19 protein-coding genes are annotated in these 26,221 nt (G+C 65.2%); 2 read left to right on the top strand and 17 right to left on the bottom strand.

Translation table 11 applies throughout. From position 1 onward, the window contains the following. Positions 1–72: 72 nt before the first annotated feature. Genes ppc through cysM form a run of 5 tightly spaced genes read right to left on the bottom strand, consistent with a single transcriptional unit; the run spans position 73 to position 8,220 of the window. Positions 73–2,721 carry a phosphoenolpyruvate carboxylase gene (gene ppc, locus B8115_RS11980; RefSeq protein ID WP_010628041.1) on the bottom strand — a complete coding sequence of 883 codons (2,649 nt, stop codon included), beginning with the start codon at positions 2,719–2,721 and terminating at the stop codon, positions 73–75. Then, on the bottom strand, positions 2,718–3,623 hold the full coding sequence (gene mazG, locus B8115_RS11975) for a nucleoside triphosphate pyrophosphohydrolase (protein WP_010628040.1): 906 nt from the start codon (positions 3,621–3,623) through the stop codon (positions 2,718–2,720). Before mazG ends, ppc begins: the two co-directional genes overlap by 4 nt. Continuing rightward, positions 3,620–5,896: a GTP diphosphokinase gene (relA, locus tag B8115_RS11970; protein ID WP_010628039.1), complete on the bottom strand. Its 2,277-nt coding sequence runs from the start codon at positions 5,894–5,896 to the stop codon at positions 3,620–3,622. The genes mazG and relA overlap by 4 nt, the downstream gene beginning before the upstream one ends. 4 nt (positions 5,897–5,900) lie before the next feature. Continuing rightward, the gene (locus B8115_RS11965; protein ID WP_010628038.1) at positions 5,901–7,322 is read right to left on the bottom strand and encodes a 23S rRNA (uracil(1939)-C(5))-methyltransferase; all 1,422 of its coding nucleotides are present in this window, start codon (positions 7,320–7,322) and stop codon (positions 5,901–5,903) included. Position 7,323: 1 nt separating this feature from the next. Continuing rightward, a complete protein-coding gene (gene cysM / locus B8115_RS11960) occupies positions 7,324–8,220 on the bottom strand; it encodes a cysteine synthase CysM (protein ID WP_010628037.1) in 897 nt (298 codons plus the stop codon). Between the two features lie 117 nt (positions 8,221–8,337). On the opposite strand from cysM, the gene B8115_RS11955 reads away from it, so the two are divergent. Then, on the top strand, positions 8,338–11,052 hold the full coding sequence (locus B8115_RS11955; RefSeq protein WP_026038075.1) for an ATP-binding protein: 2,715 nt from the start codon (positions 8,338–8,340) through the stop codon (positions 11,050–11,052). Positions 11,053–11,107: 55 nt separating this feature from the next. On the opposite strand, the gene pdxJ is transcribed toward B8115_RS11955, so the two are convergent. The 10 genes from pdxJ to rpoE form a co-directional block, all read right to left on the bottom strand. After that, positions 11,108–11,902, bottom strand: a complete 795-nt coding sequence (gene pdxJ / locus B8115_RS11950) for a pyridoxine 5'-phosphate synthase (protein WP_010628035.1) — start codon at positions 11,900–11,902, stop codon at positions 11,108–11,110. A gap of 32 nt (positions 11,903–11,934) precedes the next feature. Further along, positions 11,935–12,636: a DNA repair protein RecO gene (recO, locus tag B8115_RS11945; RefSeq protein ID WP_010628034.1), complete on the bottom strand. Its 702-nt coding sequence runs from the start codon at positions 12,634–12,636 to the stop codon at positions 11,935–11,937. Positions 12,637–12,687: 51 nt separating this feature from the next. Beyond that, the gene (era, locus tag B8115_RS11940; protein ID WP_010628033.1) at positions 12,688–13,587 is read right to left on the bottom strand and encodes a GTPase Era; all 900 of its coding nucleotides are present in this window, start codon (positions 13,585–13,587) and stop codon (positions 12,688–12,690) included. Then, positions 13,584–14,276, bottom strand: a complete 693-nt coding sequence (gene rnc, locus B8115_RS11935; RefSeq protein ID WP_010628032.1) for a ribonuclease III — start codon at positions 14,274–14,276, stop codon at positions 13,584–13,586. Before rnc ends, era begins: the two co-directional genes overlap by 4 nt. A gap of 24 nt (positions 14,277–14,300) precedes the next feature. Next, positions 14,301–15,104: a signal peptidase I gene (gene lepB / locus B8115_RS11930; protein ID WP_010628031.1), complete on the bottom strand. Its 804-nt coding sequence runs from the start codon at positions 15,102–15,104 to the stop codon at positions 14,301–14,303. A gap of 13 nt (positions 15,105–15,117) precedes the next feature. Next, a complete protein-coding gene (gene lepA, locus B8115_RS11925; RefSeq protein WP_010628030.1) occupies positions 15,118–16,935 on the bottom strand; it encodes a translation elongation factor 4 in 1,818 nt (605 codons plus the stop codon). Positions 16,936–17,133: 198 nt separating this feature from the next. Then, complete coding sequence (locus B8115_RS11920) at positions 17,134–18,567, bottom strand: DegQ family serine endoprotease (RefSeq protein ID WP_010628029.1); 1,434 nt, start codon at positions 18,565–18,567, stop codon at positions 17,134–17,136. A gap of 43 nt (positions 18,568–18,610) precedes the next feature. Further along, positions 18,611–19,531, bottom strand: a complete 921-nt coding sequence (locus B8115_RS11915; protein ID WP_158409649.1) for a MucB/RseB C-terminal domain-containing protein — start codon at positions 19,529–19,531, stop codon at positions 18,611–18,613. A gap of 68 nt (positions 19,532–19,599) precedes the next feature. Further along, a complete protein-coding gene (locus B8115_RS11910; protein WP_026038074.1) occupies positions 19,600–20,310 on the bottom strand; it encodes a sigma-E factor negative regulatory protein in 711 nt (236 codons plus the stop codon). 182 nt (positions 20,311–20,492) lie between these two features. Next, the gene (rpoE, locus tag B8115_RS11905) at positions 20,493–21,098 is read right to left on the bottom strand and encodes an RNA polymerase sigma factor RpoE (protein WP_010628026.1); all 606 of its coding nucleotides are present in this window, start codon (positions 21,096–21,098) and stop codon (positions 20,493–20,495) included. Positions 21,099–21,396: 298 nt separating this feature from the next. Here rpoE and B8115_RS11895 point away from each other — a divergent pair, with 298 nt between their 5' ends. Further along, a complete protein-coding gene (locus B8115_RS11895) occupies positions 21,397–22,473 on the top strand; it encodes a 3-deoxy-7-phosphoheptulonate synthase (protein WP_010628025.1) in 1,077 nt (358 codons plus the stop codon). A 63-nt stretch (positions 22,474–22,536) separates the two neighbouring features. Here the strand turns inward: B8115_RS11895 and dinG are convergent, their stop codons facing one another. Continuing rightward, on the bottom strand, positions 22,537–24,669 hold the full coding sequence (gene dinG, locus B8115_RS11890) for an ATP-dependent DNA helicase DinG (protein ID WP_010628024.1): 2,133 nt from the start codon (positions 24,667–24,669) through the stop codon (positions 22,537–22,539). A 210-nt stretch (positions 24,670–24,879) separates the two neighbouring features. Next, a complete protein-coding gene (gene rhlB, locus B8115_RS11885; protein WP_010628023.1) occupies positions 24,880–26,154 on the bottom strand; it encodes an ATP-dependent RNA helicase RhlB in 1,275 nt (424 codons plus the stop codon). Positions 26,155–26,221 lie beyond the last annotated feature (67 nt).

The following is a 26,221-nucleotide window of genomic DNA, read 5'->3' as shown; positions in this document are numbered from 1 at the left end:
GCCGGGGCGATCGTCATGAAGCCGCTTTCGACAAAGCATGGCCTCGACAAAGCATGGCCAAACGCAGTGACTTTAGCCCGTGTTGCGCAGGCCCGCGGCAATCCCCGCCATGGTGACCATCAGGGCGCGGGAGAGCTCACCGCTGATGGCACCATCGGCATCGCGGTTACGCTGTAGCAGCTCCGCCTGAAGGCCGTGCAGCGGATCGATGTAGGGATTGCGTACCTCGATGGCCTGTCGGATCAGCGGCGTCTGCTCCAGCAGCTGCGGCTGGTCGAGAATGCTCAGCAGCACCGACTGCAGCCGGGTGAAGCGCTCCCGCAACTGGGCGCCCAGCTCCTTGAGTGCAGGCTCGTCGACCAGACGCTGCTCGTAGTAGGAGGCGATGCCCACGTCCGCCTTGGCCAGCAGCATCTCGAGCATGTCGAGATAGGTGCCGAAGAAGGGCCAGCGATCGCGCATCTCGCGCAGCACCTCGAGCCCGCCCTCCTCTTCCAGGCGGGTGCCGAAGGCCTCCCCGCTGCCCAGCCAGGCCGGCAGCATCAGGCGGATCTGGGTCCAGGCGAAGATCCACGGAATGGCCCGCAGCGTCTCGACGCCGCCATCCTGACGGCGCTTGGTCGGGCGTGACCCGAGCGGCAAGTGTCCCAGCACACCCTCCGGCGTCACCGCGCGGAAATACGGCACGAAGTCGGGGTCCTCGCGCACCACACCGACATAGGCCCGGTGGGCGAGTCCGGCCAGACGATCCATCTCCTCGCGCCAGTGGGCCTCCGGCGCCGGCGGCGGCAGCAGCGTCGCCTCGAGCACCGCACAGGCGTAGATCTCCATGGAGCGCAGGGCGATGTCGGGCTGGCCGAACTTGAAGCGAATCATCTCGCCCTGCTCGGTGACCCGCAGGCTGCCGTTCACCGAACCCGGCGGCTGCGACAGGATGGCCGCATAGGCCGGACCGCCGCCGCGGCCGACGGCGCCGCCGCGACCGTGGAACAGGGTCAGCGCCACACCATGGCTGCGGCATACCTCCACCAGGCGCTCCTGGGCGCGATACTGCGCCCAGGCCGCCGCCAGCTGGCCGGCGTCCTTGGCCGAATCGGAGTAGCCGATCATCACTTCCTGACGGTCGCCGACCAGCGCACGGTAACCCGGCAGCGCCAGCAGGCGGTCGACCACGTCGCCGGAGCGGTTGAGGTCATCCAGGGTCTCGAACAGCGGCGCGATGGGCAGCGAGACGACGCCCCCCACCTCTTTCATCAGCAGCGCGACCGTGAGCACGTCGGAGGGCTGGCCGGCCATGGAGATGATGTAGGTACCGAGCGCTTCTGACTGCTCGTTGGCGATGACCAGGAAGGTGTCGAGCACCTCGCGGGTCTCCGGCGAGCACTCCCAGCGGCGCGGAATCAAGGGGCGCCGCGACTCCAGCTCGGCGAGCAGGAAGGCCTGGCGCTGCTCCTCGCTCCACTCGCGGTAGTGGCCGAGGCCGAGGGTCTGGGTCAGCTCCTCCATGACCATGGCGTGCCGGCTCGCCTCCTGACGAATGTCGAGCTTGGTCAGGGTCACGCCGAACACCGCCACCCGGCGCAGAGTATCGAGCAGCGCGCCGTTGGCGATGGTGTCGAGTCCCACGTCGCAGAGCGAGCGGTAGCAGGTGAGCAGCGGCGCATAGAGCTGGTCGCTGCTCTCGATGATCGCTCCGCCCTCGTAGCTGCGCCCGTCGAGCTGCGCCTTGGCCCAGTCGCGGGTGGCCTCGACCCGCTGCACCAGACGCTTGAGTAGCTCGCGGTAGGGCTCGGCCACGTTGCCCACCTCGGCCCGCAGCGCGCTGTTGCACTTCCACATGGACAGCTCGGCCTTGAGCTGTTCGAGGTCACGCAAGTAGAGATCCGCCGCCATCCAGCGCCCCAGCAACAGCACCTCACGGGTTACCTTGGAGGTCACGTTGGGGTTGCCATCTCGGTCTCCACCCATCCATGAAGCGAACACGATTGGTGCGGCATCCAGCGGCAGGCGTTCACCAGCGGATTCCAACAGCAGGCTGTCGAGATCGCGATGGAACGCCGGCACCGCCTGCCACAGCGAGTTCTCGATAACCGCGAACCCCCACTTCGCCTCGTCCACCGGCGTGGGTCGCTCGTGGCGGATCTCGTCGGTATGCCAGGCCTGGCTGATCAGCTCCTCGAGGCGCCCGCGGGCGCGGCTGGCACGCTCGGGGTAGTCGAGCGACGACTCGATGACGGTGAGACACTCGTCGATGGCATCGTACTTCTGGATCAGGGTACGACGAATGACCTCGGTGGGATGGGCGGTGAGCACCAGTTCGACGCGCATGCTGGCCAGGCTCTCGACCAGCTTACGCGGCGTGTGGCCGGCGCCGCGGGCCCGCTGCAGCAGCTCGGAGAGCACTGGCTGAGAACCCGGCTTGTAGTCCTCCACGCGGCGAAAACGTGCCCGATAGTGCTGCTCGGCGATGTTGGCCAGATTGAGGAACTGGTTGAAGGCGCGGGTCACCGGTAGCAGGTCGCGGTCCGGCAGCTTGCGCAGGTACTCGATGAGCTCGCGGCTGCTCTGCACGTCTCCCTGTCGGCCGCTCTTGGCCAGGCCGCGGATGGTCTCGATGCGGTCGACGAAGCCCTTGCCCAGGTCGTCGGCGATGGTGCGGCCCAGGCTGTCACCGAGGATGCGTACGTTGTCGCGTAGGGATTCGTGCAGATCGCCGCTCATGGTCGATCTCCTCCTGAAGACGGTTCTGGTGATTCGGCAGATATCGGGGAAACGCTGCTCTCGAGCCGCTTGGCCTCCTGCCAATGCCGCTCCATGGTGTCCAGGTCGACGTCGCGGGTGGTCATGCCGCGCTCGGCCAGGGCACGCTCCACGTGACGGAAGCGGCGTTCGAACTTGGCATTGGTGTCGCGCAGGCACTGCTCGGGATCGGCCTTCAAGGTGCGCGCCAGGTTGGTCACGGCAAACAGCAGATCGCCTACTTCCTCCGCCGCATGACGATGATCGCCCTCGGCCAGGGCCTGCTCGACCTCGCCGAGCTCCTCGCGGATCTTGGCGATCACACCCGTGGCGTCGGGCCAGTCGAAGCCGACCCGAGCTGCGCGCTTGGAGAGTTTGACGGCACGCGACAGCGCCGGCAGCGTACGCGGCACGTCGTCGAGCACCGACACGTCGGCCTCGGCACGCTCGACGCGCTCCTTCGCCTTGAGCGACTCCCAGCGACTGTTGACGCTCTCAAGTTCAGCCTGGCGCGTCTCGACCTGTTCGGCGCTGACACCGGGCGGCCGTCGCGAGGCCAGGGTGCCGTCGGGAAACACATGCGGATGGCGGCGCACCATCTTCGCCGTCAGGGTATGCACCACGTCGTGAAAATCGAAGCGCTCTTCTTCACTGGCGAACTGGCTGTAATACACCACCTGGAACAGCAGGTCGCCGAGCTCGCCGGGCAGCTCGCCCCAGGCTCGGCGCTCGATGGCATCGGCCACCTCATAGGCCTCTTCCAGAGTATGCGGCACGATGCTGTCCCAGTCCTGCTTGAGATCCCACGGGCAGCCCTGCGCCGGGTCGCGCAGCACCGCCATCAGCGTCAGCAGGTCGTCGATGCCATGGCGGGTCTCGCTCATGAACCACTCCCCTTGCGTTTCATCCCCTTGGCCCCAGTGCGCAAACGCTGCACCTCGATCACATTGGAAAGCTGCTGGATGCGCGAGAAGAGCCGCCCCAGGGTCTCCAAACCGTCGACTTCCACGGTGATGCGCATGCGGGCGATGCCATCGCTGGTGTCGGTCAGGGTGTTGACCGACAGCACGTTGACCTTCTCATTGCTGAGGATGCCGGTCACGTCGCGCAGCAGGCCGGAGCGGTCCCAGGCCTGGATTTCGATGTCCACCGGATACTGGGTGCGGGCGCGCTGGCCCCACTCCACCTCGATGACCCGCTGGGGCTCGTCGATGCGCAGCTGCAGGATGTTGGGGCAGTCCTGGCGATGCACAGTGACGCCGCGCCCCTGGGTGATGAAGCCGACGATCGGCTCGCCGGGTACCGGGTGGCAGCAGTTGGCCATGCTGGTCTTGAGGTTGCCCACGCCCAGCACGGTGATGTCACTGCTGCCGCCCTTGGACTGATCGCGCTTGGGCTTGGCCAGCAGACGGTCGAGCTGCTCCTGATCGTCGGTCTCGCCGAACAGCTGCTGGGCCTGATGCAGCACCTGGCCGATGCGCAGATCGCCCGCGCCCAGGGCGGCATACATGTCCTCGGGCGAGGCGTAATTGACCTTGTTGGCCAGGGTCTCGAGATCCATGTCCTCCACGTCGAGGCGGCGCATCTCGCGCTCGAACAGCGCCTTGCCCTCTTCCACGTTCTGCTCGCGGGCCTGATGCTTGAACCACGACTGGATCTTGGCCCGCGCCCGCGAGGTGCGCACATAGCCGAGGCTGGGGTTGAGCCAGTCGCGGCTGGGCCCGCCCTTGCTGGCGGTGAGGATCTCGACCTGCTGACCGGTCTTGAGCTTGTAGGTGAGCGGCACGATGCGGCCGTCGATCTTGGCCCCGCGGCAGCGGTGGCCGACCTCGGTATGCACCCGGTAGGCGAAGTCGATGGGCGTGGCGACGCGCGGCAGGTCGATGACGTGGCCGTCCGGGGTGAAGACGTAGATGCGATCCGGCGCCACGTCGCTGGAGAGCCCTTCGCGCAGGTCGCCGAAGTCGCCCACCTCGTCCTGCCACTCGAGCACTTGGCGCAGCCAGGCAATCTTCTCCTCGTAACTGGAGCTCTTGCCGCCGGTGTCGTGGCCTTTGTAGCGCCAGTGGGCGCAGACGCCCAGCTCCGCCTCGTCGTGCATGGCGAAGGTGCGGATCTGGATCTCCAGCACCTTGTTCTCGGGCCCCAGCACGGCGGTGTGCAGCGATTGGTAGCCGTTCTTCTTGGGGTTGGCGATGTAGTCGTCGAACTCGTTGGGCACGTGGTGCCAGCGCGAGTGTACCAACCCCAGCACGGTGTAGCAGTCGGTCACCTCCGGCACCAGGATGCGAACGGCCCGTACGTCGTTGACCTGGGAGAAGTCGATGCGCTTGCGCTTCATCTTGCGCCAGATCGAGTAGATATGCTTGGCGCGGCCGTTGACCTCGTACTCGTTGATTCCCTGGGCCTCGAGCATGCTCTTGAGGGTTTCGACCACGTCGTGGATGTAGCGGTCGCGATCCAGGCGCTTCTCGGCCAGCTGGCGGGCAATCGCCTTGTAATCGTCCTCGTGCAGGTAGCGGAACGAGAGGTCTTCGAGCTCCCACTTGACCTGGCCGATGCCCAGGCGATGGGCCAGCGGCGCGTAGATGTCGAACACCTCACGGGCCACCTGCAGGCGCTTCTCGCGCGGGGCATCCTTGACCTGACGCAGGGCGCAGGTACGCTCGGCAATCTTGATCAACGCCACACGCACGTCGTCGATCATGGTCACCAGCATCTTGCGCAGGTTGTCCTGCTGGTCGTGTTGCACCAGGCCCTGGCTGGGAACCTGGATGTTGCTGATGGCGGCCATCTGCAGTACGCCGGCAATCAGCTCGGCCACCTCCTTGCCGAACTGCCGGGTGACGGCGTCGATGGAGATCAGCCCCTCACGCACTGCGCGATAGAGCACCGCCGCCTCCAGCGCCGCCTGATCGAGCTTCAGCAGGGCCAGAATGTCGGCCATTTCCAGGCCCATGCGATAGGTGGTGTCGCGGGGCAGCCACGCCTTGTGGGGGCGGTCCGCCTCCATGGCGAGACGCTTGGTGAGTTCACAAGCCTCGCGCATCTCGTCGGGATCGCGCAGCTTGACGTCTTCCTGCAACCGCTCCAGCCAATGGCCGATATCGACGTCGCCATCGTCGGTCAGCGGCTGGTCGTCGCGGACTTTCACCATCTTTCTAGACTCCTTGCGATGACGGCTGGCCTGCACCATGTTCGAGCAGGAGCAGGGTCTCCAGGTGCGAAGTGTGCACGAACATGTCGGCTACCATCGCCTGAACGATGCCATAACCGCCATGCACGAGCCGTGCCGCATCGCGCGCCAGCGTGGCAGGGTCACAGGCAATGTAGACCAGCTTCGGCACCGGGCGTTCGACCAATGCGCGACATACCGCATCGGCACCGTCCCGGGGCGGGTCCAGCACCACGATATCGGGCACCAGGTGTGCCAGCAGCTTCGCTACGGCGACTTCATCGTTCAGGTTGGCCTGGTGTGCCTCGAGCTCGAGCGCGCTATCGCGTGCGTTGGCTTCGAGCCTAGCCACCATGGCGGGATTGCCCTCCACCGCCGTGACCCGGGCACCGTCGGCGGCCAACGGCAGGCTGAAGTTGCCGATGCCGGCAAACAGATCCAGCAGGCGCTGACCGCTGGCGGGAGCCAGCCACTCCCGCACGCTACGCACCATCTCGCGATTGATCTCTGCGTTGACCTGAATGAAGTCTCCCGGCGCAAAGTTCAAGCGCAGCTCGCCCACGTCGAGCGGTAGCCGATAACCGAGCGAGGCCGGCTGCCCCAGCCATTCGAGAGTGGGTTCGTCACGCCCCAGCAGGTACGCGACGACGACGTCATTGGCCTGGCTAAACTCCCGCCAACGCTGCAGGTCGGTGGGGTTCTCGCGCAGCTGGCGAACCACCACCACGCGGGTCGAGTCGGCGGCGATCAGCTCCAGGTGGCCCACCAGTCGCGGCGCTTCGAGCTCGCTCAACTGAGCCCGCAGAGGCAAGAGCAGGGCCGCAAGCTCGGGAACGAGCACCTCGCAGGCCCGGATATCGACCAGACGGCTGGCATGCCGGGCACGAAACCCCAGGTGAACGTCGCCCTGGGCGTCCACCTTGACGCCCAGACGCGCACGGCGCCGGTAACCCAGCGATTGTCCCGCCAGCAGTCGAACGGGGTGAGCGAGTTCGATGCCCTCACGGCCGAGAAGATCGGTGAGCACGTTGCCCTTGTGCCGACGCTGCGCCGCCACCGCCAGGTGCTGCATGTCGCAACCACCGCATTGACCGTAATGAGCGCAAGGCGGCGTGACCCGCTCGGGCGCGGGCTTGAGCAGCGTGCGCACATGGGCTTCGTCGAAGCGCTTGCGGGTGCGATGCACCGCCACCTCGACACGCTCGCCCGGCAGCGCCCCCTCGACGAACAGCGTCTTGCCGGCAGCGGTGCGAGCTACGCCCCGGCCATCGTGGGCCAGACGCTCGATGCTCACTGCCTCGCCGTCGGCTTCGAGCTCTGCCGGACGCTGGGCTTCGGCGTGCCGCTTGTGCAGACCTGAGACACCGGAACGCTGACGTGCCGGTCGCCGCTTGCCAAGCAATGCCAACTCAAACCTCCGGGGCGAACAGCCCAGTCGAGAGATAACGATCGCCACGATCACAAACGATGAACACGATCACGGCGTTCTCGACTTCTTCGGCAACACGCAGCGCACCGGCCAGGGCGCCGCCTGAGGAGACTCCGGCCAGAATCCCTTCCTCGCGCGCCAGGCGGCGCATGTGCTCTTCGGCCTCGTGCTGGCCGATGTCGAGCACCCGGTCGACACGGGTGGCATCGAAGATGCTCGGCAGGTACTCCTTCGGCCAGCGGCGGATACCGGCGATACTGGCGCCATCCTCCGGCTGCAGACCGACGATCTGCACCTCCGGATTGCGTTCCTTGAGATAGCGCGAAACGCCCATGATGGTTCCGGTGGTACCCATTGAGCTGACGAAGTGCGTGATGGTGCCGTCGGTCTGTTCCCATAGTTCGGGGCCAGTACCGCGATAGTGGGCCAGCGGGTTGTCGGGGTTGGCGAACTGATTGAGCGGCTTGCCTTCGCCCCGCGACACCATGGCTTCGGCCAGGTCGCGAGCTTCCTCCATGCCGCCCTCCTTGCTCACGGTGACCAACCTGGCACCATAGGCGGCCATGGCCTGCTTGCGCTCGCTGGATGCGCTGTCGGGCATGATCAGCACCATGCGATAACCCTTGATGGCAGCCGCCATGGCCAGGGCGATGCCGGTGTTGCCCGAAGTGGCTTCGACCAGCGTATCGCCCGGCGTGATGTCGCCGCGCGCCTCTGCTTGTTCGAGCATCGACAGCGCCGGGCGGTCCTTGACCGAGCCTGCGGGATTGTTGCCTTCGAGCTTGGCGAGCAGCGTGTTGTTGCGTCCTGCGGTGATTCGCTTGAGTCGCACCAGCGGCGTGTGGCCTACGACATCCTCGATGGTGGGGAACTGCATGTAAGCGTCCTTAGGCTAACGTCTTTTCCGTAGTATATCCGCGCCGTCATCGACTGGACAGGCATGCCCCGTCAATGTGGCATACTGAGGAGGCTGGCCCGTGACCAAGGAACACCGATGTCGCTCGGAAATCGACTGACACTATGGATACTGTGTCTCCCTCTACTTGTGCTGTTGCTCGTAAGCGTCTCCCTGCTGAAGCAGGATACCGAGTGGCGTAAGGCGGCCCTGCGCGACCGTATCGTCACCGCCGTCGAGCAGCAGAGCCCGGAAATGGCGCAGGCTCTGTTCGATGGCGCCCAGTCCCGGCTCGATGGCATGGCCCGGCGCCTGCTGGAGATCGACGAGACACGCGGCGTCGGTATCTACACCGACGAAGGCCTGATCGAGCTGGAGATGGGGCGCAATCGCGCCCAGGTGGCCACCTCGCCACCGCACACCACGCAACTCGACACCAGCGGCGACCTGTGGCGGCTGATGATGCCCCTGGCAGTGGCCAATAACGAGGGCACTGCCATGCCCCAGGCATGGCTGGAACTGGATATCGATACCCGCGCGCTCACGCTGGATTACTATCGGCGCCTGGCCACCGCTGGCCTGGGGCTATTGATCCTGGGGCTGCTGCTGTTCGTGATTGCTTCCGCCCTGGGCCGCCGGCTCGACTCCAGCCTGGACAACGCCGCCGAAGCATTGAGGCGCCTGCGCAGCGGCGACCTGGACATCCGCCTGCCGGAAGAGGGCGCCCCGGAGCTACGCCGCCTGGCTCGTCACGTGAATGCCCTGGGCGACGAGATGCAGCAATCCCGCGAAAACACGCAACGCCAGATCGAGCAGACCACCTCCGAGCTGGAAGAGTCGATGGAAACCATCGAGATCAAGAACATCGAGCTCGACCTGGCACACCGCAGAGCGCTGGAAGCCAACCGCATCAAGTCCGAGTTCCTGGCCAGCATGAGTCACGAGATCCGCACCCCGCTCAACGGCATCGTCGGCTTCTGCCGGCTACTGGGGCGCTCGCGCCTGGAACCGCGTCAGCGCGAGTGGCTCGATCAGGTGCAGGTCGCCTGCGACAACCTGCTGGCCCTGGTCAATGACGTGCTGGACTTCTCACGCATGGAAGCCGGTCGCCTGGAGCTGGATCGCGCCGAGCTGGACATGGTCTCGCTGGTTGACGAAGCGCTCGCGCTTCAGGCTCCGTTGGCCCATCAGAAGGGTCTTCATCTGCTGGGCCTGGTCTACGACGACGTGCCTTCGCCGCTGCGCGGTGACCCGCTTCGCATTCGCCAGGTACTGACCAACCTGACCCACAATGCGCTCAAGTTCACCGAGCAGGGCGAGGTCATCGTCCGGGTCATGGTCGAGGAGCAGCCCGACGTCGAGCATGTCCTCCTGCGTGTCAGCATCAGCGATACCGGAATCGGACTCACCTCCCAGGAGCAGCACAATCTCTTCCAGGCTTTCCGCCAGGCCGCCGCCAGCCATCCCCGGCAATACGGAGGTTCCGGCCTGGGTCTGGCCATCAGCCGGCAGCTGGTCGAACAGATGGGCGGGCAGATCACCGTGGAGAGCGAGCCCTCGCGCGGCTCGACCTTCTCCTTCACACTGCCGCTGGACGTCGTGGGCAACGGCATCGAGACAAGTGACGACATCCTGGACGGCAGCCGGGTCGCCCTCTTCGAGCCCCATGCCCCGACCCGCCACGCACTGAACCACCTGCTCACCCTGTGGGGTGGGCAGGTGGAAGAAACTCACCAACCGGATCTGCTGCCGCCCGCCCCCGCGCTGCTCGTCGCCACGCTCCCCACCGAGCTGAATGACGATGTGGTCGAGGAGTGGCGCGCACGCCTCCAGGCCTGCCCCTGCCCGGTGCTGCTGCTGGTCAACATGGCGCCGCTGGAGCTACCCGACCTGCACCTGCCACGCGGCTGCGAGATCCTCTGCAAACCGGTTTCGCGCCAGGCCCTTGCCGATGCGCTGCGCCGTTGCAGCTCGGCACAGCGTCGCCCCGCCATCGAAGCGCAACGGCAGCACAAGGCACGAATCCTGGTGGTGGATGACAATACGATCAACCGGCGACTGCTGCGCGAACTGCTGCAAAGACCCGGCCTGGAGCTGGCCGAGGCCGGCAGCGGCGAAGAAGCCCTGGCCCTGGCCGAAGGCGAGACCTTTCATCTGGTGCTGATGGACATCCGCATGCCGGGAATGGACGGTATCGAAGCGACCCAGGCATTGCGCCGCATGGGTGGGCACTGGGCGCGCTGCCCCATCATCGCGGTGACCGCTCATGCTCACGACAGCGAGCGAACGCGCCTCCAGGCGGCCGGCATGCAGGAAATCCTGATCAAGCCGGTGGACTCCAATCGCCTCGAAACCATTCTGCAGCGCCACCTCGGCTTCGTGCCACCCCTCCCCGCTAACGCTTCTGCTCCTACCCCCGCCCTGCCGGCGGTGCGTGAAAATGACATCGCCGCGGATCTGGCGGTCGTCGATCTGGAACTGGGCACACGACTGGCGAATGGCAACGAGAGTCTGGCCTACGAACTGATCGGCGAGCTCGTGGCTTCACTGCCCGACACCCTCGAACAGCTACACAAGGCACTGGCCAGCAGCGATTCCGAGGCACTGCTGGATGCCGTGCATGCCCTCAACGGCGCCTGCCGCTACTGCGGCGCGCCCGAGCTGGCCCTGGTCGCCGAAACCCTGGAAACACGGCTGCGTTCGCGAGGAATGTCGGAGGTCTCATCGCTGCTCGAAGACCTGTTCAAAGCCATCGACAGGCTCAACGAGTGGCATGCCCAGAGCCAGGAAGCGCCTCCCAGTACCGCCAAGTGAGCCTGGCTGCGTCGCCTAGCCCCACCTGACGGCGTTATCGGCAGCGGCGCTGAGGTCAATCCTCATCGTCGTGCTCATGGTGATGGTCATGCTCTTCGAGCGAAGCGACGAAGCCCGCCTCCTGCCCGGCGATGATCAACCGCTTCATCTCGGCCACGGCCTCCTTGAGCCCGACGAACAGCGCCCGGGCAATGATGGCATGGCCGATGTTGAGCTCGTGCAGGCCCGGAATGGCAGCGATCGCCTCGACGTTGTGGTAGTTCAACCCATGCCCGGCATTTACCGTCAGCCCCAGTTCGAGTGCCATTTCTGTCGCTGCCGTCAGCCGCGCATGCTCCTCGCGCGCCGCCTGCCCGGAGCGCTCGGCATAGGCCCCGGTGTGCAGCTCGACGACCGGTGCCCCGGCGCGCTTGGCCGCTTCGATCTGACTCGGCTCGGGATCGATGAACAGGGAGACCTCACAGCCCGCTGCCGCCAGACGTCGGCAGGCATCGGCCACGGCAGCGAAATTGCCCACCACGTCCAGCCCGCCTTCGGTGGTCAGCTCCTCGCGCTTCTCGGGGACCAGGCATACGTGCGCCGGGCGCACCTCCTCGGCCAGCGCCAGCATCTCTTCGGTGACGGCCATCTCCAGGTTCATGCGCGTATTGAGCACTTCGGCCAGCAGGCGCACGTCGCGTGTCTGGATGTGACGACGATCTTCCCGCGGGTGCACGGTGATACCGTCGGCGCCGGCTTCCTCTGCCAGTAGCGCCGCCTGAACCGGATCGGGGTAGCGTGTGCCGCGCGCCTGACGCAGCGTGGCAATGTGGTCGATGTTGACGCCAAGCAGAATGCGCGGGGGATGCATGGTGGCCTCCAGCGGCTGGTTGAATGAGCGAATCAGTGTGAGGGGGGACGGCGCCGTTCGGCAAGCTGACGCATCAGCTCACGGGAACGCAGCGGACGTGTGCCGAGCAAGGGCACCAGCGCCGCCCGCGCCACCGCCTTGGCCGGCCCGGCCAGCCCGGGGGCTGCCCAGTCGCCGCCGGCCAGCAAACGCAGGGTACGGCCATCGATTCCGGGCGAGCCGGGTACGAAGGCACGCGAGGCGGTATCGAAACGGTAGCGTGCCTGGGGGTCCAGCTCCTCGCCCTCAGGCGTGGTGTAGCGCGGCAAGGCGTCCAGCGCATCGAGCAGCGTGAACTCCAGGCGCCGCAGCGCCATGGCACGCCCATCGGGTCGCGGCAGCGCCCCGAGCAGAGCAGTGTAGAAGGCGAACACGTCCGGCACGGGCAGCTCCACCGGCAGCGTTCGCGTCAGCAGTTCATTGGCATAGAGTCCGCACAGCAGCCCTTCCCCGGCCAGCAGCGCCGCCGCGCCACGACTCTCCATCAGGCGCAGGCGTTTGAGCTCCCCTTCTCCCACCCAAGTGACGTGCAGCGGCGCAAAGGGCTGCAGACGGCCCCGCGAGCGCGAGCCCGGTCGCTGCACGCCCTGAGCCACCGCCCGCACGCGGCCGTGCTCGAGGGTCAGCAGCTCGACCAGAGCGCTGGTCTCGCGATAGGGACGTTTGTGGAGAAGAAAGGCCGGCTGCGGCTGCATGGTGAATCGCCTGAACGAAAAAGGGGCAAGCGCAGACAGGTTTGGGCAGTATCAGTCCAGGTCGTAGCCGAGGCTCTTCAGCGCTCGCTTATCATCCGACCAGCCGCGCTTCACCTTGACCCAGAGATTGAGCATGACCTTGGCGTCGAGCGCACGCTCCATGTCGAGCCGCGCCTCGCGTCCGATGTTCTTGATTCGCTCACCCTTGTCGCCGATGAGGATTTTCTTCTGCCCGGCGCGCTCCACCAGGATCAGGGCGCTGATGTGCACCACCCTGCCCTCGTCACGGAACTCCTCGATCTCGACCGTCACCTGATAGGGCAGCTCGTCGCCGAGCTGGCGCATGATCTTCTCGCGCACCAGCTCCGCCGCCAGGAAGCGCTGGCTTCTGTCGGTGACCTGATCGTCGGGGAAGTGGTGGATGCCCTCGGGCAGATGCTTGGCCACCTCCGCCTCCAGCTCCGGTACGTTGGTACCGTGCTTGGCGGAAACAGGAATGATGGCGGCAAAGTCGCGGCGCGCGCCGACCTCGGCCAGCCAAGGCAGCAGCGTACTCTTGTCCTCGAGCCGGTCGACCTTGTTGACGGCGAGGATCACCGGCGCCTGAACGTGCTCCAGACGCGACAGCACCACCTGATCCTCATCGGTCCAGCGCGTGCGGTCGATGATGAACACCACGCAATCGACGTCGCGCAGGGCCTGAGTGGCGGCCTGGTTCATGAAGCGGTTGATCGCCTTGTTGCGATCGCGCCCCAGGATATGGATGCCCGGCGTGTCGACGTAGATGAACTGCGCCTCGCCCTCGGTCTTGATCCCCATGACCTGATGTCGGGTGGTCTGCGGGCGACGCGAGGTGATCGATATCTTCTGGCCGAGGATGCGGTTCATCAGCGTCGACTTGCCGACGTTGGGACGACCGACGATGGCCACGAAGCCACAGGTCTCGCTCATGATTTCGCCCCTTTCTGGTTTTCGAGCTGGAGCAGAGCAAGCTCGGCGGCCTGCTGCTCGGCATGACGGCGGCTGGAGCCGGTACCCAGGGTATGCGTCGCCAGCAGTTCGACGTGACACTCGACCGTGAAGGTCTGGTCGTGCGCCTCGCCCTCGACGGACACCACATCGTAGCGCGGCAGCGGCGACTGACGCGACTGCAGGAACTCCTGCAGCCGGGTCTTGGGATCCTTCTGGGTATCCTGCAGATCGATCGACTCCAGGCGCTCGGCGTACCACGCCAGCACGCGGGTACGCGCCACATCCATGCCGGCATCGAGATAGATGGCGCCAAGCACGGCTTCCACTGCGTCGGCCAGGATCGAGTCGCGCCGGTGACCGCCGCTCTTCATCTCGCCCGAGCCTAGCCGCAGGCACTCGCCGAACGACATCTCCCTGGCCAGCTCGGCCAGGGTCTGGCCGCGAACCAGCCGTGCCCGCAGGCGCGACAGCTGGCCCTCGCGAGCCTGGGGAAAACGCTCGTATAGCGCCTCGGCAATCACGAAGTTGACGATGGAGTCGCCGAGAAACTCGAGCCGCTCGTTGTTTTGGCCCCCAAAGCTGCGGTGCGTCATGGCCAGCTCCAGCAGAGTGATGTCGCTGAAATCGTGGCCGATGCGTCGGCTGAAGGCGGAAAGGGATTTGCTCACGAAATTCCTGTTATTGCTGATCCATCAATGGATGCGGCGAACCTGGGTGAAACTGGGCAGACCACCGTCCCAGTGCATCCATACGGCAAAGGCTCGGCCGACGACGTTCTCCTCGGGCACGAAGCCCCAGTAGCGGCTGTCGTTGGAGTGGTCGCGGTTGTCGCCCATGGTGAAATAGTGGCCATCGGGTACCACGATCTCGCGCACACGCGGGCCCGGGTCACGTGGATTATTGTAGATACGATGGCTGACCTCGCCCAGGCGCTCCTCCAGCAGCCACTCGCCCGGCGCGGTGGGCGGCGCTTCGTCCAGCACGCGCTTGGGTACGGGCTCGCCGTTGACGTACAGCTGCTTGTCTTCGTAGCGCACGGTATCGCCCGGCAGGCCCACCACTCGCTTGATGAAGTTCACCGAGGGCTCACTGGGGAAACGGAACACCATGACGTCGCCACGCTCGGGCTCACCCAACTCGACGATACGCGTGTGGGTCACCGGCAGACGCAAACCATAGGCGTACTTGTTCACCAGGATGAAATCACCCACTTCCAGGGTCGGACGCATCGAGCCCGAGGGGATCTGGAACGGCTCCACCAGGAAGCTGCGCAGCAGCAGGACGACCAGCAATACCGGAAAGAACGAGCGCGCATAGTCGACCGGCCAGGGCTCCTTCATGGCCCGCTCGCGGGCAGCCTCGTCGAGCCCTTCCGTGGTGCCCGCCTCTACGGCGGCCAGTTTGCGGCGACGCGCCGGGCGCCACCAAACCAGATCGAGCAGCCAGATCAGTCCAGTGATGGCGACTGCCACCACCAGTAGCAAAGAGAAATCCATGTTATCGCCGGTCCTAGTCGTTCACCTTGAGTACGGCCAGGAAAGCGTCCTGGGGAATCTCCACCCGACCGACCTGTTTCATGCGCTTCTTGCCCGCCTTCTGTTTCTCGAGCAGCTTCTTCTTGCGCGTCACGTCCCCACCGTAGCACTTGGCCGTCACGTTCTTGCGCAGCGCCTTGACCGTGGAGCGAGCCACCACCTGACCGCCGATGGCAGCCTGGATCGCCACGTCGAACATCTGGCGCGGGATCAGCTCCTTCATCTTTTCCACCAGCACCCGCCCCCGCGTGTGGGCATGGTCGCGGTGAATGATGACGGCCAGCGCATCGACCCGGTCGCCGTTGATCAGCACGTCCAGCCGCACCAGCCTGGCCGCCTCGAAGCGCTCGAAGTTGTAGTCCAGCGAAGCATAGCCCTTGGAAATAGACTTCAGCCGATCGAAGAAGTCCATTACCACCTCGGACATGGGCAACTCATAGGTGAGCTGGATCTGGCTGCCGAGGAACTGCATGTCGAGCTGGTTACCGCGACGGTTCTCGCACTCCATGATCACGTTGCCGACGAACTCCTGCGGCACCAGGATGCTGGCGCGCACGATCGGTTCGCGCATCTCGTCCACGTCGGCCATGTCGGGCAGCTTGGAAGGGTTGGAGACATACTTGACGTCACCGTTCTTCATCGCCAGCTCGTAGACCACCGTAGGCGCGGTAGTGAGCAGATCGAGATCGTACTCGCGCTCGAGCCGCTCCTGGATGATCTCCATGTGCAGCGTGCCGAGGAAACCGACGCGGAAGCCGAAGCCCAGCGCATCGGAGTTTTCCGGCTCGTACTCCAGCGAGGCGTCGTTCAGCGCCAGCTTCTCCAGCGCATCGCGGAAGTCTTCGTAGTCGTCGGCGCTGACCGGGAACATGCCGGCGTAGACCTGCGGCTTGACCTTCTGGAAGCCGGGCAGGCGCTCGACGTCCGGTGTCTTGGCGTGGGTGATGGTGTCCCCCACCGGGGCGCCGTGGATGTCCTTGATACCGGCCACCACGAAGCCCACTTCACCGGCACGCAGGATGTTGGTTTCCTTGCGTATCGGGGTAAAGATACCCACCTCGTTGGCCTGCCAGTCGCGACCGGTGGACTTGATGCGGATCTTCTCACCCTTTTTCAGGGTGCCGTCGAAGATGCGCACCAGCGACACCACACCGAGGTAGTTGTCGAACCAGGAGTCGATGATCAGCGCCTGCAGCGGCGCATCGGGATCGCCCTTGGGCGGCGGAATGTCGCGCACCAGGCGCTCGAGCAGCCCATCGATGCCCAAACCGCTCTTGGCCGACACCTGGCAGGCATCGGTGGCGTCCAGCCCGATGATCTCCTCGATCTCGTGGGAGACCTTGTCCGGGTCCGCCTGGGGCAGGTCCATCTTGTTGAGTACCGGCAGCACCTCGAGCCCCTGCTCGATGGCGGTGTAGCAGTTGGCCACCGACTGCGCCTCGACGCCCTGAGCGGCGTCCACCACCAGCAGTGCCCCCTCGCAGGCATACAGCGAGCGCGATACCTCGTAGGAGAAATCGACGTGCCCCGGGGTGTCGATGAAGTTGAGCTGGTAGGTGTTGCCATCCTGGGCATGATAATCCAGCGTGACCGACTGGGCCTTGATGGTGATGCCGCGCTCGCGCTCGAGGTCCATCGAGTCGAGCACCTGCTCCTTCAGTTCGCGCTCGGTCAGTCCGCCGCAACTCTGAATCAGGCGATCTGCCAGGGTCGACTTGCCGTGGTCGATATGGGCAATGATCGAGAAGTTACGAATGTGCTTCAGTTTTCCGTTGCTTGCTTCGTTGCTCATCTAACCCAGTCCGGTATTCGACACGAGCGCGGCAGCGGCAATCTAGGACGGCGCCCGTTCACGTCATATGAATTCAATGGCCGGTATTGTACCGGCATGGCCAAGGGTTGGACAGCACAGCCGCATGCAGCGGCAAAAACGACGACACCTCCCGCATGAGCGGGAGGTGTCGTAGCGACGGTCGGTTGCCTTCGCCGCTCAGCCGTTGCCCAGGCGCAGTGCCACGAACAGCGAGCGACCCTCACGGTAGAGGCGCACCGGCACGGCGCGATCGGTAGGCAGCCTTTCGACCAGCTCGCGCAGTTGGGCCGGCTCTTCCACGGCGTGATGGTCAAGGCTGACGATCACGTCACCGGGTCGAATGCCGGCATCGGCGGCCGCCCCACGGGGGTCGACGTCACGCACCACTACTCCGCTGTCGATTCCGAGCCGCTGACGCTCGGCATCCTCGAGTTCGGCCACGGCAATGCCCAGGCGCGCCTGAGCGTCCGAATCGCCACCGGGCCGTGCCTGCTCCGAGCGCTCGCTATCCGGCCAGTCGCCGATGGTGACGGCAATGTCTCGGCGTTCACCGTCACGCATGATGGTCAATTCGGCATCGTTGCCCGGCGTGACCCGCCCGATCAGGCGCGGCAGGTTGCGCGAACGCTCGACCTCCTCGCCATCGACCTCGAGCACGATGTCACCCGCCTGCAGGCCGGCACGTGCTGCCGGACCTTCGGGGTCGAGGTCGGCGATGAGAGCACCGCTGGCGCTGTCCATGCCGAACGATTCGGCCAGGTCGCGCGACACCGGCTGGATCATCACGCCGAGCCAGCCACGACGCACGCGGCCGTCGTCACGCAGCTGATTGGCAACGTCCATGGCCACGTTGATGGGAATCGCGAACGACACACCCATGAAACCACCGCTGCGGGTGAAGATCTGGGCATTGATGCCCACCACCTCACCATCGAGATTGAACAGCGGCCCACCGGAGTTGCCCGGGTTGATGGCAACGTCGGTCTGGATGAAAGGCACGTAGGCATCACGCGGCAGCGTGCGGTTGATGGCGCTGATGATGCCCGCGGTCACCGAGTGATCGAAACCGAACGGCGAACCGATGGCCGCCACCCATTCGCCTACGCGCAGCCGGTCGGAATCTCCCATGCGCAGCGTCGGCAGGTCGGAAGCATCGACCTTGAGCAGCGCCACGTCGGTCTGGGTATCGGCACCGATCAGCTCGGCTTCGAGCTCCCGGCGGTCGTTGAGACGCACGAGGATTTCGTCGGCTCCGTCGACCACATGGGCATTGGTGAGGATGTAACCATCCTGACTGATGATGAAACCGGAGCCCAGGGACTGACGTTCATGTCCCCGCCCCGGCCCACCGCCTCCGCCACCGGGCGGCGCCGGGAAGCGGTCGCCGAAGAAGTGGCGGAAGATATCCGGAATGTCCTGTCCGCCGAAATCTTCGAACCCCTGGGAGCGCCCCGAGATCATGCGAGTCGTCGAGATGTTGACCACTCCGGGGGCCGCCTGCTCGACCAGCACGGTGAAATCGGGCAGTTCGCGGGCAAAGGCAGACTGCCATGACAGCAGCATGGCCACCAGCAGCGCCCAAAGAGAGACCTGTCGCGTCAATGGCTTCATGAGAGCTCCTGCATCAGCATTTCGTTATCTCTAGCGGAACTTACTATTCGGATGCTTCGCGCCAGGTGAGACTTTCCGCCACCTGGGCCAACACCCGCGGCGGCAACTCACCCATTGCCACCACCTGCATGGGCCGACCATCCACCACCACATGGCGTACCACGGCGAGCGAGATTCCCAGACGATGCAGCCCCGGAATCAACCGCTCCCGCCCCTCCTCGATCGGCTCGACGAACAGACTCAGGGTCGAAAGGCCATCGCTGTAGATGCGATGACCGATCTCCGGATCGTGTCGGTCGGTCTGCGTATCGACAGGCTGATCGAGAAATCCATTGGGCAGCCAGGCCGCCCGCCAGGCCTGCCGTGGCGGCGTGGGGCTCGCATCGAGCACCACGCCGCCTTGGTACAGTTGCGGTGGCTGGAGTTCGGTCAGTTGGAACGTCTCGACCACACGCCCTCGGTCGTCGATCAACTCGCGCTTGAGCGGCAATGCGGTGTGTTCGTCGAGCCACAGGCGATGGCCGAAGCGCAAACCGTCCAACGGCTCGATATCCAGCCGAACCGCACTGCGATTGGCGATACGCTCATCGCTGCCCATGGAAAGCCGATAATACTGCTCGATATGCCTGGCCATGCCTGCCGGCGATGCGGGCACTTCCGGCTCGCCGTTGGACCAGCTCATGCGGCCGATATGGCCACGGCGCTCGAAGAAGACGGGCGGCCCGTCGAGGAAACGCGCCACTTCGCGCTCGATGCCGTCCTGGATGTCGCGGGAAAGCGCCAGTGTGCGGACGCCATCGATGCCGATGCGTACCGCCCGCGCCTGAAAGACATGACAGTGCCCCGCCCACAGGCTGCGCTCGAACCACTCCAATGGCGATTCGGGACGCTCCCACTCGGCCAGCTGGCGGCAGTCGAAGCGTTCGGTCTCGGTTGGCTCATCCGCAGTTTCTGCAATCGCCACGGCACCGTAAGCCAGGAGCAAGGCACCGCTAAACGCAGCCAGGCACCTGGCGTTACGCCTGTTGACCATCAGCGCTGCCCCAGCGTCTCGTTACCCGAAGCCCGCAAGAGTGGCATCCAGACGTCGCCGCTCAGGTTGGTGGCCCCCTGAGAATGACGGTCGAGGTATGACTGCAGCAAGCGCGCCTGCTCCTGGTCGGTGCTGCGGGATTGCCGCGGATTGGGAGTCAGGAACAGAGGGTTGTCGAAACCGGCGCCGACCGGCATCACGCCACCGGCCTGACCGCCCGACACCGCCGGAGAGAACAACGGCATGCCAACGGGGGTGGCCTGGCTGCCGCTTCCGGCCTGGGCCACGAGGTTGCGCTGTGTCTGACCCACGGCAGCGGGCGCTTGATTGTCGGCCAGCTCGGTCTCACCGCCCGAGCGAGTGAAATCGGTGCCGTTGTAGAATTGCACCCCGGTGATCACCATCAGCGTGACCGCCGCCGCAATCCCCGCGCTGCGAGCAAAGGGCTGGATGCGACGCGGTGCAATACGAGGCGCTTCCATTTCAGGCACCGGCTCGGCTTCAAGCCTGGCCATGATACCGGCCGAGAGGTCCGTACTGACATCGATGTCATGATCCCGCCGCATGACGCTGCGCATCAGATGATAGCGCCGCCAGGCTTCCGCCGCGTCCGGCTGCTCTTCGAGTGACTTGAGCATTCGGCGAAGCTCGAGATCATCACCTTCGTTGTCCATCAGGGCAGAAAGCGATTCCCGTGCATTCTGACTCATTCCTCAACACCCCCACATCGACAAGGCACCCTGCCTTGCTACCAATGTTTTCCGGCATTCCCGAACGCACCGAAACGGAATGCCGACAGCCCATGATTTGCCGCTCTCAAACTGCGGTCAATGCTTCAGACGTCATCGACGCGAGACAGTTCAGCGTCGAGACGAAAACTTCTTGAAAAACTTCACTCGGTCACCGATTCCCGGGTCCGAGCCGTCTCCACCAGCGGTTGAATATGTTGATCCACCGCCTCACGAGCACGAAAGATCCTCGAGCGCACCGTTCCCACCGGACACTGCATGATGTTGGCGATGTCCTCATAGGAGAGCCCATCGAGCTCGCGCAAGGTGATGGCCGTGCGCAGATCGTCGGGCAGGTTTTCGATGGCCTCGAAGACGGCCGCCTCGAGCTGATCCCGGGCCAGCGACGACTCCGGGGTTTCGATATCGGAAAGCCGACCGCTATGGTCGAGAATTTCGGCATCGACGATATCGAGATCGCTGCCTGGTGGGCGGCGCCCCTTCGAGACGAGATGGTTCTTGGCCGTATTGATGGCGATGCGATACATCCAGGTATAGAACGCGCTCTCGGCGCGGAACTTGCCAAGAGCACGATAGGCTTTGATGAAAGCCTCCTGGGCCACGTCCTGTACTTCGGCGTGGTCCTGAACGTAGCGACCGATCAAGCCGATGATCTTGTGCTGATACTTCTTCACCAGCAGGTCGAAGGCACGCGTATCGCCATTTTGCGCACGCTCCACGAGCTGCTGATCGGTTTCCCGGTTGCCCATTCATGCCCTCCCCGACAGGGCAGCGCCCCGAGGCGGGATGCGGGAGTAAAGCGTCGTTGAATAATCTGCTTGCATGGTTTCAACCTGGAGCCCGTTGGCCGCTGAATGTCCCTGGACGTCGTCGTCCGTCCCGACAAGTGTTCCTGTTTCTTGGCCGCGCATCAAGCCGGCCGCCATGCTGCCGGCGCTGAGACCCCTCGGGCAGCTTCGGGTTCCGTTCCGATTGCCGATTATTCCCTCGGCGGGTGTATAGTAGTTCATCTTCTTGCCTTCAACGCATCACGACACAGGTAGCAACATGTCAGATCAGCAGGTCAGCAACCTCAACGTCCTTTCCCAGGACGTACTGATCACTCCCGAAGCCCTCAAGAACGAGATCCCCCTCGGTGACGTCGCCGAGAGAACGGTGATCGAGGGTCGCCGGACCATTCAGAACATTCTCGACGGCAGCGACCCGCGCCTGCTCGTGGTGGTCGGCCCCTGCTCGATCCACGACGTCGACGCTGCCCTGGACTATGCGCGTCGCCTGCGCCGCCTGGCCGACGAGGTGAAGGACAGCCTGTTCATCGTGATGCGCGTCTATTTCGAGAAGCCGCGTACCACTGTCGGCTGGAAGGGCCTGATCAACGACCCGCATCTCAACGGCTCCTTCGAGATCGAGGAAGGCCTGCACATCGCCCGCCGGCTGCTGGTGGAACTCTCCGAGCTCGGCCTGCCGCTGGCCACCGAGGCGCTGGACCCGATCTCGCCGCAGTACCTGCAGGACTGCATCAGCTGGTCGGCCATCGGCGCGCGCACCACCGAGTCCCAGACCCATCGCGAGATGTCCTCGGGCCTCTCCAGCCCGGTGGGCTTCAAGAACGGCACCGACGGCAGCCTCGACGTGGCCATCAATGCCCTGCAGTCGGTCTCGCATCCGCACAACTTCCTCGGCATCAACCAGAGCGGCCAGGTGGCGATCATCCGCACCCGCGGCAACGCTTACGCCCATGTGGTGCTGCGCGGCGGCAACGGCAAGCCCAACTACGACAGCGTCAGCGTGGCGCTGGCCGAGCAGGAGCTGAAGAAGGCCGGCATCAAGCCCAACATCATGATCGACTGCTCCCACGCCAACTCCAACAAAGACCCGGCGCTGCAGCCGCTGGTGCTGGACAACGTCACCAACCAGATCCTCGAGGGCAACCGCTCGATCATGGGGCTGATGGTGGAGTCCAATATCGGCTGGGGCAGCCAGAAGATCCTAGACGACCACAGCCAGATGCAGTACGGCGTTTCCGTCACCGATGCCTGCATCGACTGGGCCACCACCGAGGAGACCATGACGCGCATGGCGAGCAAGCTGAGCACGGTGCTAGCGGAGCGACGCCAGGGCTGACAGCCGCGACACAAGCAGCACGACAGAGAAGGGCTCGCACTGCGGGCCCTTCTCGTTGGGGCCCTAGCCGTCGATCTCTCTCCTGAACGGCGGCAGCGCATCGAGCAATGCCTGTCCGTAGCGCCGCGTGAGCACGCGCCGGTCGAGCAGCGTGATGCGTCCCTGATCGGCCTCCTTGCGAATCAGACGGCCACAGGCCTGCACCAGTTTGATCGAGGCATCGGGCACGCTGATGCGCATGAAGGGATTGCCACCCCGGCTCTCGATCCATTCGGCCAAGGTCGCACCCACCGGGTCGTCGGGCACGGCGAACGGCAGCCGCGTGATCACCACATGGGTCAGATAGTCGCCGGGCAGATCGATGCCCTCGGCGAAGCTTGCCAGACCGAAGATCACGCTGCCCTCGCCGCCATCCACCCGCGCCCGATGCCGCTCGATGAGCTCGCGCTTGGGCAAGCGGTCCTGTGCCAATACCCGCTCGCGCCACTTCGCCGGTAGCACCTTTTCCACCGCGCGCAGCTGCGCTCGCGACGAGAACAGCATCAGCACGGCTTCCTTGTCGCCCAGCCCGCTGACGAAATCGACGATGGCCCGCTCGTGGGCATCGCGGTCGCCGGGGTCCACGGCCTGGCGCGGCACACTGAGCACCGCTCGGGAGTAATCGAAGGGGCTCGGCAGGCGCTGGTAGCGGTAGCGGTTGGCCAGCCCGGCACGCTCCTGCAGGCGCTCGAAGCGGCCCAGGGCGGTCAGCGTGGCCGAGGTCACCACCGCACCGAAGCAGCTGCCCCACAGGCTCTTGGCCAGAGTCGGTGCCGCCGACACGGGACTCGCCGAGAACACCAGCTCGGGTTCGCTGCCGAAGCGCTCCAGCGTCAGCCAGCGCGCTCTCGGCGCCTCGCCTTCCATGTCGGTTTCGGCGTATGACTCCCACAGCCCGTGGGCCTCCAGCGCGCGACCGTGCAACAGCGCCAGCAGCGGCAGCCACGCCTCGGCCTGCTCGCGTTCGAGCCCGGTGTGCTTGTCGGGGTCGAGACTCTCACGCAGGATGTCGCTCATGGTTTCCAGCGTGCGCGAGAGTTCGGCGAAGCCCACCAGCAGGCTGCCGGCATGCTCGCGCAGGGCCTCGGGAACGCGTCCCATCTCGAAGCGAAACTGATGATTCTCCTCATCTTCCGCGAGCCCATGCTGCCGCCCGGCCAGCTGATGGCCCAGGGAATAGGCCTCACCCAGACGCGGCTCCAGCGCGGCGATGGTTTCCGGCAGCCCGGCGAGCAACCGCGCCAGGGTCGGCTGTATCGCCAGCGCCTGGTTGAGCTCGGTCAGCGACTTCTTCAGATTGCCCAGCCAGCGCAGCGTGCCATTGATGCCCACACGGTGGGCGAAGTGGTTCAACGCCTTATCCGGCAGGTGGTGGCCTTCGTCGAAGACGTAGATGCAGTCGCCGGGAGGCGGCAACACCACACCGCCACCCAACGACAGGTCGGCCAGTACCAGATCGTGGTTGGCGACGATGATGTCGGCACTCTCGAGGTCGCGGCGGGCACGGAAGAAGGCGCAGGCGGCGAAATGACCGCAGCGGCGATTGGTGCACTGGCGATGGTCGATGGTCAGCCGCCGCCAGTCGCCGTCGTCGATGGCCACGGGCCAGCTCTCGCGATCCCCTTCCCAGCGACCGCTGCCGTAGGCATCGGCCATTTCCTGCACCAGCGCCTGGAAATGATCGCCGGCACCCTGGGCCAGGCTCTGCTCGAACAGCGACAGGGTGGGGTTGTCCTCGACGCCGTCGAGGGCCTGTTCCAGGCGCGTCAGGCAGAGGTAGCGACCGCGCCCCTTGGCCAGGGCGTAGTCGAAGTCGAGGCCGCTGTGGGCCTTGAGAGTAGGCAGGTCCTGCAGCAGCACCTGCTCCTGCAGGGCAATGGTGGCCGTGGCCACCACCAGGCGCTTGCCCTTGGCCTTGGCCACCGGCAGCGCCGCCAGCAGGTAGGCCAGGGTCTTGCCGGTGCCAGTGCCCGCTTCGAGCACGCAGACGTGCTCGTCGGAAAGCCGCCGGCCGGCGTCGTCGGCCTCGATGCCGCCCAGCGTGCGGGCGATCTCGGCGATCATCAGCCGCTGGCCGTAGCGTGGCGTCAGCCCCTGGGCCTCCAGCACGCGACGGTAGGCGGCCTGTATCTCACCCTTGAGGGCCTCGTCGAGCATGGCCTCACTCTCTAGAGAACTTGGGAGGAACGGCTTCGAGCAAACCGGAGCTCAGCGACTGCCAGGGAGCCCTTGGCGGCGAATCCGGGTCCGTCGACAGGTTTACGAGGAGGCGCTGTGAACCCATCCCTGGGCGCTACTTTTGCCATCCATGGCAAAAGACCTCCTCTTCAACCTGTCCCCGGCCCTGTGCAGCAAGACAGCATGCCGTTACAACAGCCCCTCGGGCGGGTGCTCGCAGGGCAGCTTGTCCTGGATGTAGCGCTCGATTTCCGGCAGCGAGAAGGCGTCCTCCTCGCCGACGAAGCTGATCGACACCCCGGTGGCCCCGGCACGGCCGGTACGGCCGATGCGGTGGACGTAATCCTCCGGATCCTCCGGCAGGGTGTAGTTGATCACGTGGCTGACATCCTCGATGTGGATGCCGCGGCCGGCCACGTCGGTGGCCACCAGCACCTGCACCTCGCCCTCGCGGAAGCGCTCCAGGGTCTTGATGCGCTGATTCTGCGGCACGTCGCCGGAGAGCATGGCCACGTTGATGTCGGCCTTCTTGAGCAGACTCTCTAGCTTGCGAACCAGATCGCGACGGTTACCGAACACCATCACCCGGTCGAAGCTCTCTTGCTTGAGCAGGTTGATCAGCAGGCGCTGCTTGTCGTCATCACTGACCATGTAGACGCGCTGATCGATGTTGGCCTTGTTGTCTACCGTGACCTCGATCTCGACGTGGGTCGGCTGATGGGTCCACTGGCTGGCCAGGTTGAGGATGTCTTCGGAGAAGGTGGCCGAGAAGAGGAAAGTCTGACGCTCTTCCTTCTTCGGCGTATGGCGAATGATGCGTTTGACGTCGGGAATGAAGCCCATCGACAGCATGCGATCGGCCTCGTCGAGCACCAGGATCTCGACCTGGGTGAGATCGACGTCGCGCTTCTCGTGGAAGTCGAGCAGACGACCGGGCGTGGCGACCAGGAGGTCGAGCTTCTTGCCCAGGTGCTCGCGCTGTTTCTGGTAGTCCATGCCGCCGACCACGCTGGCCACGTTGAGATCGGTGAAGCGCGCCAGGGCCTTGGCGTCCTTCTCGATCTGCAGCGCCAGCTCACGGGTCGGTGCCACGATCAGCGCACGCGGCGCACCGGGCTTCTGCCCATTCGGCACCTCTTCCTCGAGGAAGTAGGCCAGGATCGAGATCAGGAAGGCAGCGGTCTTGCCGGTGCCGGTCTGGGCCTTGCCCACCACATCGCCACCCAGCAGGGTGTGGGCCAGCGCTTCGGCCTGGATCGGCGTGCAGTACTCGAAGCCCAGGGCGTGGATGGCGCGCATCAGCGGCAGCGGTAGATCGAAGTCGTGAAAGCGCCACTTGCCCGCCACGGCAGGCACCTGAAACTGGCGCAGGTCCCAGTTGGACTGGCTGCGGCGCGGCTTGCGACGACGACGCTTGGGCTTGCGGTTCTCGGCCGGGGCTGTGGTCTGTTCCGACTCGCTCATAGGCTGTATGTCTTGTCCGTAGCAATGGGGTGAACTTCGTACAGCCGCATATTGTACCAGCCTATGG

This window comes from Halomonas sp. KM-1 (genome assembly GCF_000246875.1).
Taxonomy (GTDB): domain Bacteria; phylum Pseudomonadota; class Gammaproteobacteria; order Pseudomonadales; family Halomonadaceae; genus Halomonas; species Halomonas aerodenitrificans.
Note: the sequence above shows the minus strand (reverse complement) of the source record. Positions and strands in the feature narration are given on the sequence as shown.

Excerpts from the sequence above, each read along its gene's own strand:
- dinG (WP_010628024.1), bottom strand. The coding sequence starts at position 24,669 with ATGCTCGACGAGGCCCTCAAGGGTGAGATACAGGCCGCCTACCGTCGC.
- cysM (WP_010628037.1), bottom strand. The coding sequence starts at position 8,220 with ATGCAGTTCCCCACCATCGAGGATGTCGTAGGCCACACGCCGCTGGTG.
- lepA (WP_010628030.1), bottom strand. The coding sequence starts at position 16,935 with ATGAGCAACGAAGCAAGCAACGGAAAACTGAAGCACATTCGTAACTTC.
- rhlB (WP_010628023.1), bottom strand. The coding sequence starts at position 26,154 with ATGAGCGAGTCGGAACAGACCACAGCCCCGGCCGAGAACCGCAAGCCC.
- B8115_RS11895 (WP_010628025.1), top strand. The coding sequence starts at position 21,397 with ATGTCAGATCAGCAGGTCAGCAACCTCAACGTCCTTTCCCAGGACGTA.
- rpoE (WP_010628026.1), bottom strand. The coding sequence starts at position 21,098 with ATGGGCAACCGGGAAACCGATCAGCAGCTCGTGGAGCGTGCGCAAAAT.
- recO (WP_010628034.1), bottom strand. The coding sequence starts at position 12,636 with ATGCAGCCGCAGCCGGCCTTTCTTCTCCACAAACGTCCCTATCGCGAG.
- mazG (WP_010628040.1), bottom strand. The coding sequence starts at position 3,623 with ATGAGCGAGACCCGCCATGGCATCGACGACCTGCTGACGCTGATGGCG.
- ppc (WP_010628041.1), bottom strand. The coding sequence starts at position 2,721 with ATGAGCGGCGATCTGCACGAATCCCTACGCGACAACGTACGCATCCTC.
- B8115_RS11920 (WP_010628029.1), bottom strand. The coding sequence starts at position 18,567 with ATGAAGCCATTGACGCGACAGGTCTCTCTTTGGGCGCTGCTGGTGGCC.
- B8115_RS11910 (WP_026038074.1), bottom strand. The coding sequence starts at position 20,310 with ATGAGTCAGAATGCACGGGAATCGCTTTCTGCCCTGATGGACAACGAA.
- B8115_RS11955 (WP_026038075.1), top strand. The coding sequence starts at position 8,338 with ATGTCGCTCGGAAATCGACTGACACTATGGATACTGTGTCTCCCTCTA.
- era (WP_010628033.1), bottom strand. The coding sequence starts at position 13,587 with ATGAGCGAGACCTGTGGCTTCGTGGCCATCGTCGGTCGTCCCAACGTC.
- pdxJ (WP_010628035.1), bottom strand. The coding sequence starts at position 11,902 with ATGCATCCCCCGCGCATTCTGCTTGGCGTCAACATCGACCACATTGCC.
- relA (WP_010628039.1), bottom strand. The coding sequence starts at position 5,896 with ATGGTGAAAGTCCGCGACGACCAGCCGCTGACCGACGATGGCGACGTC.
- lepB (WP_010628031.1), bottom strand. The coding sequence starts at position 15,104 with ATGGATTTCTCTTTGCTACTGGTGGTGGCAGTCGCCATCACTGGACTG.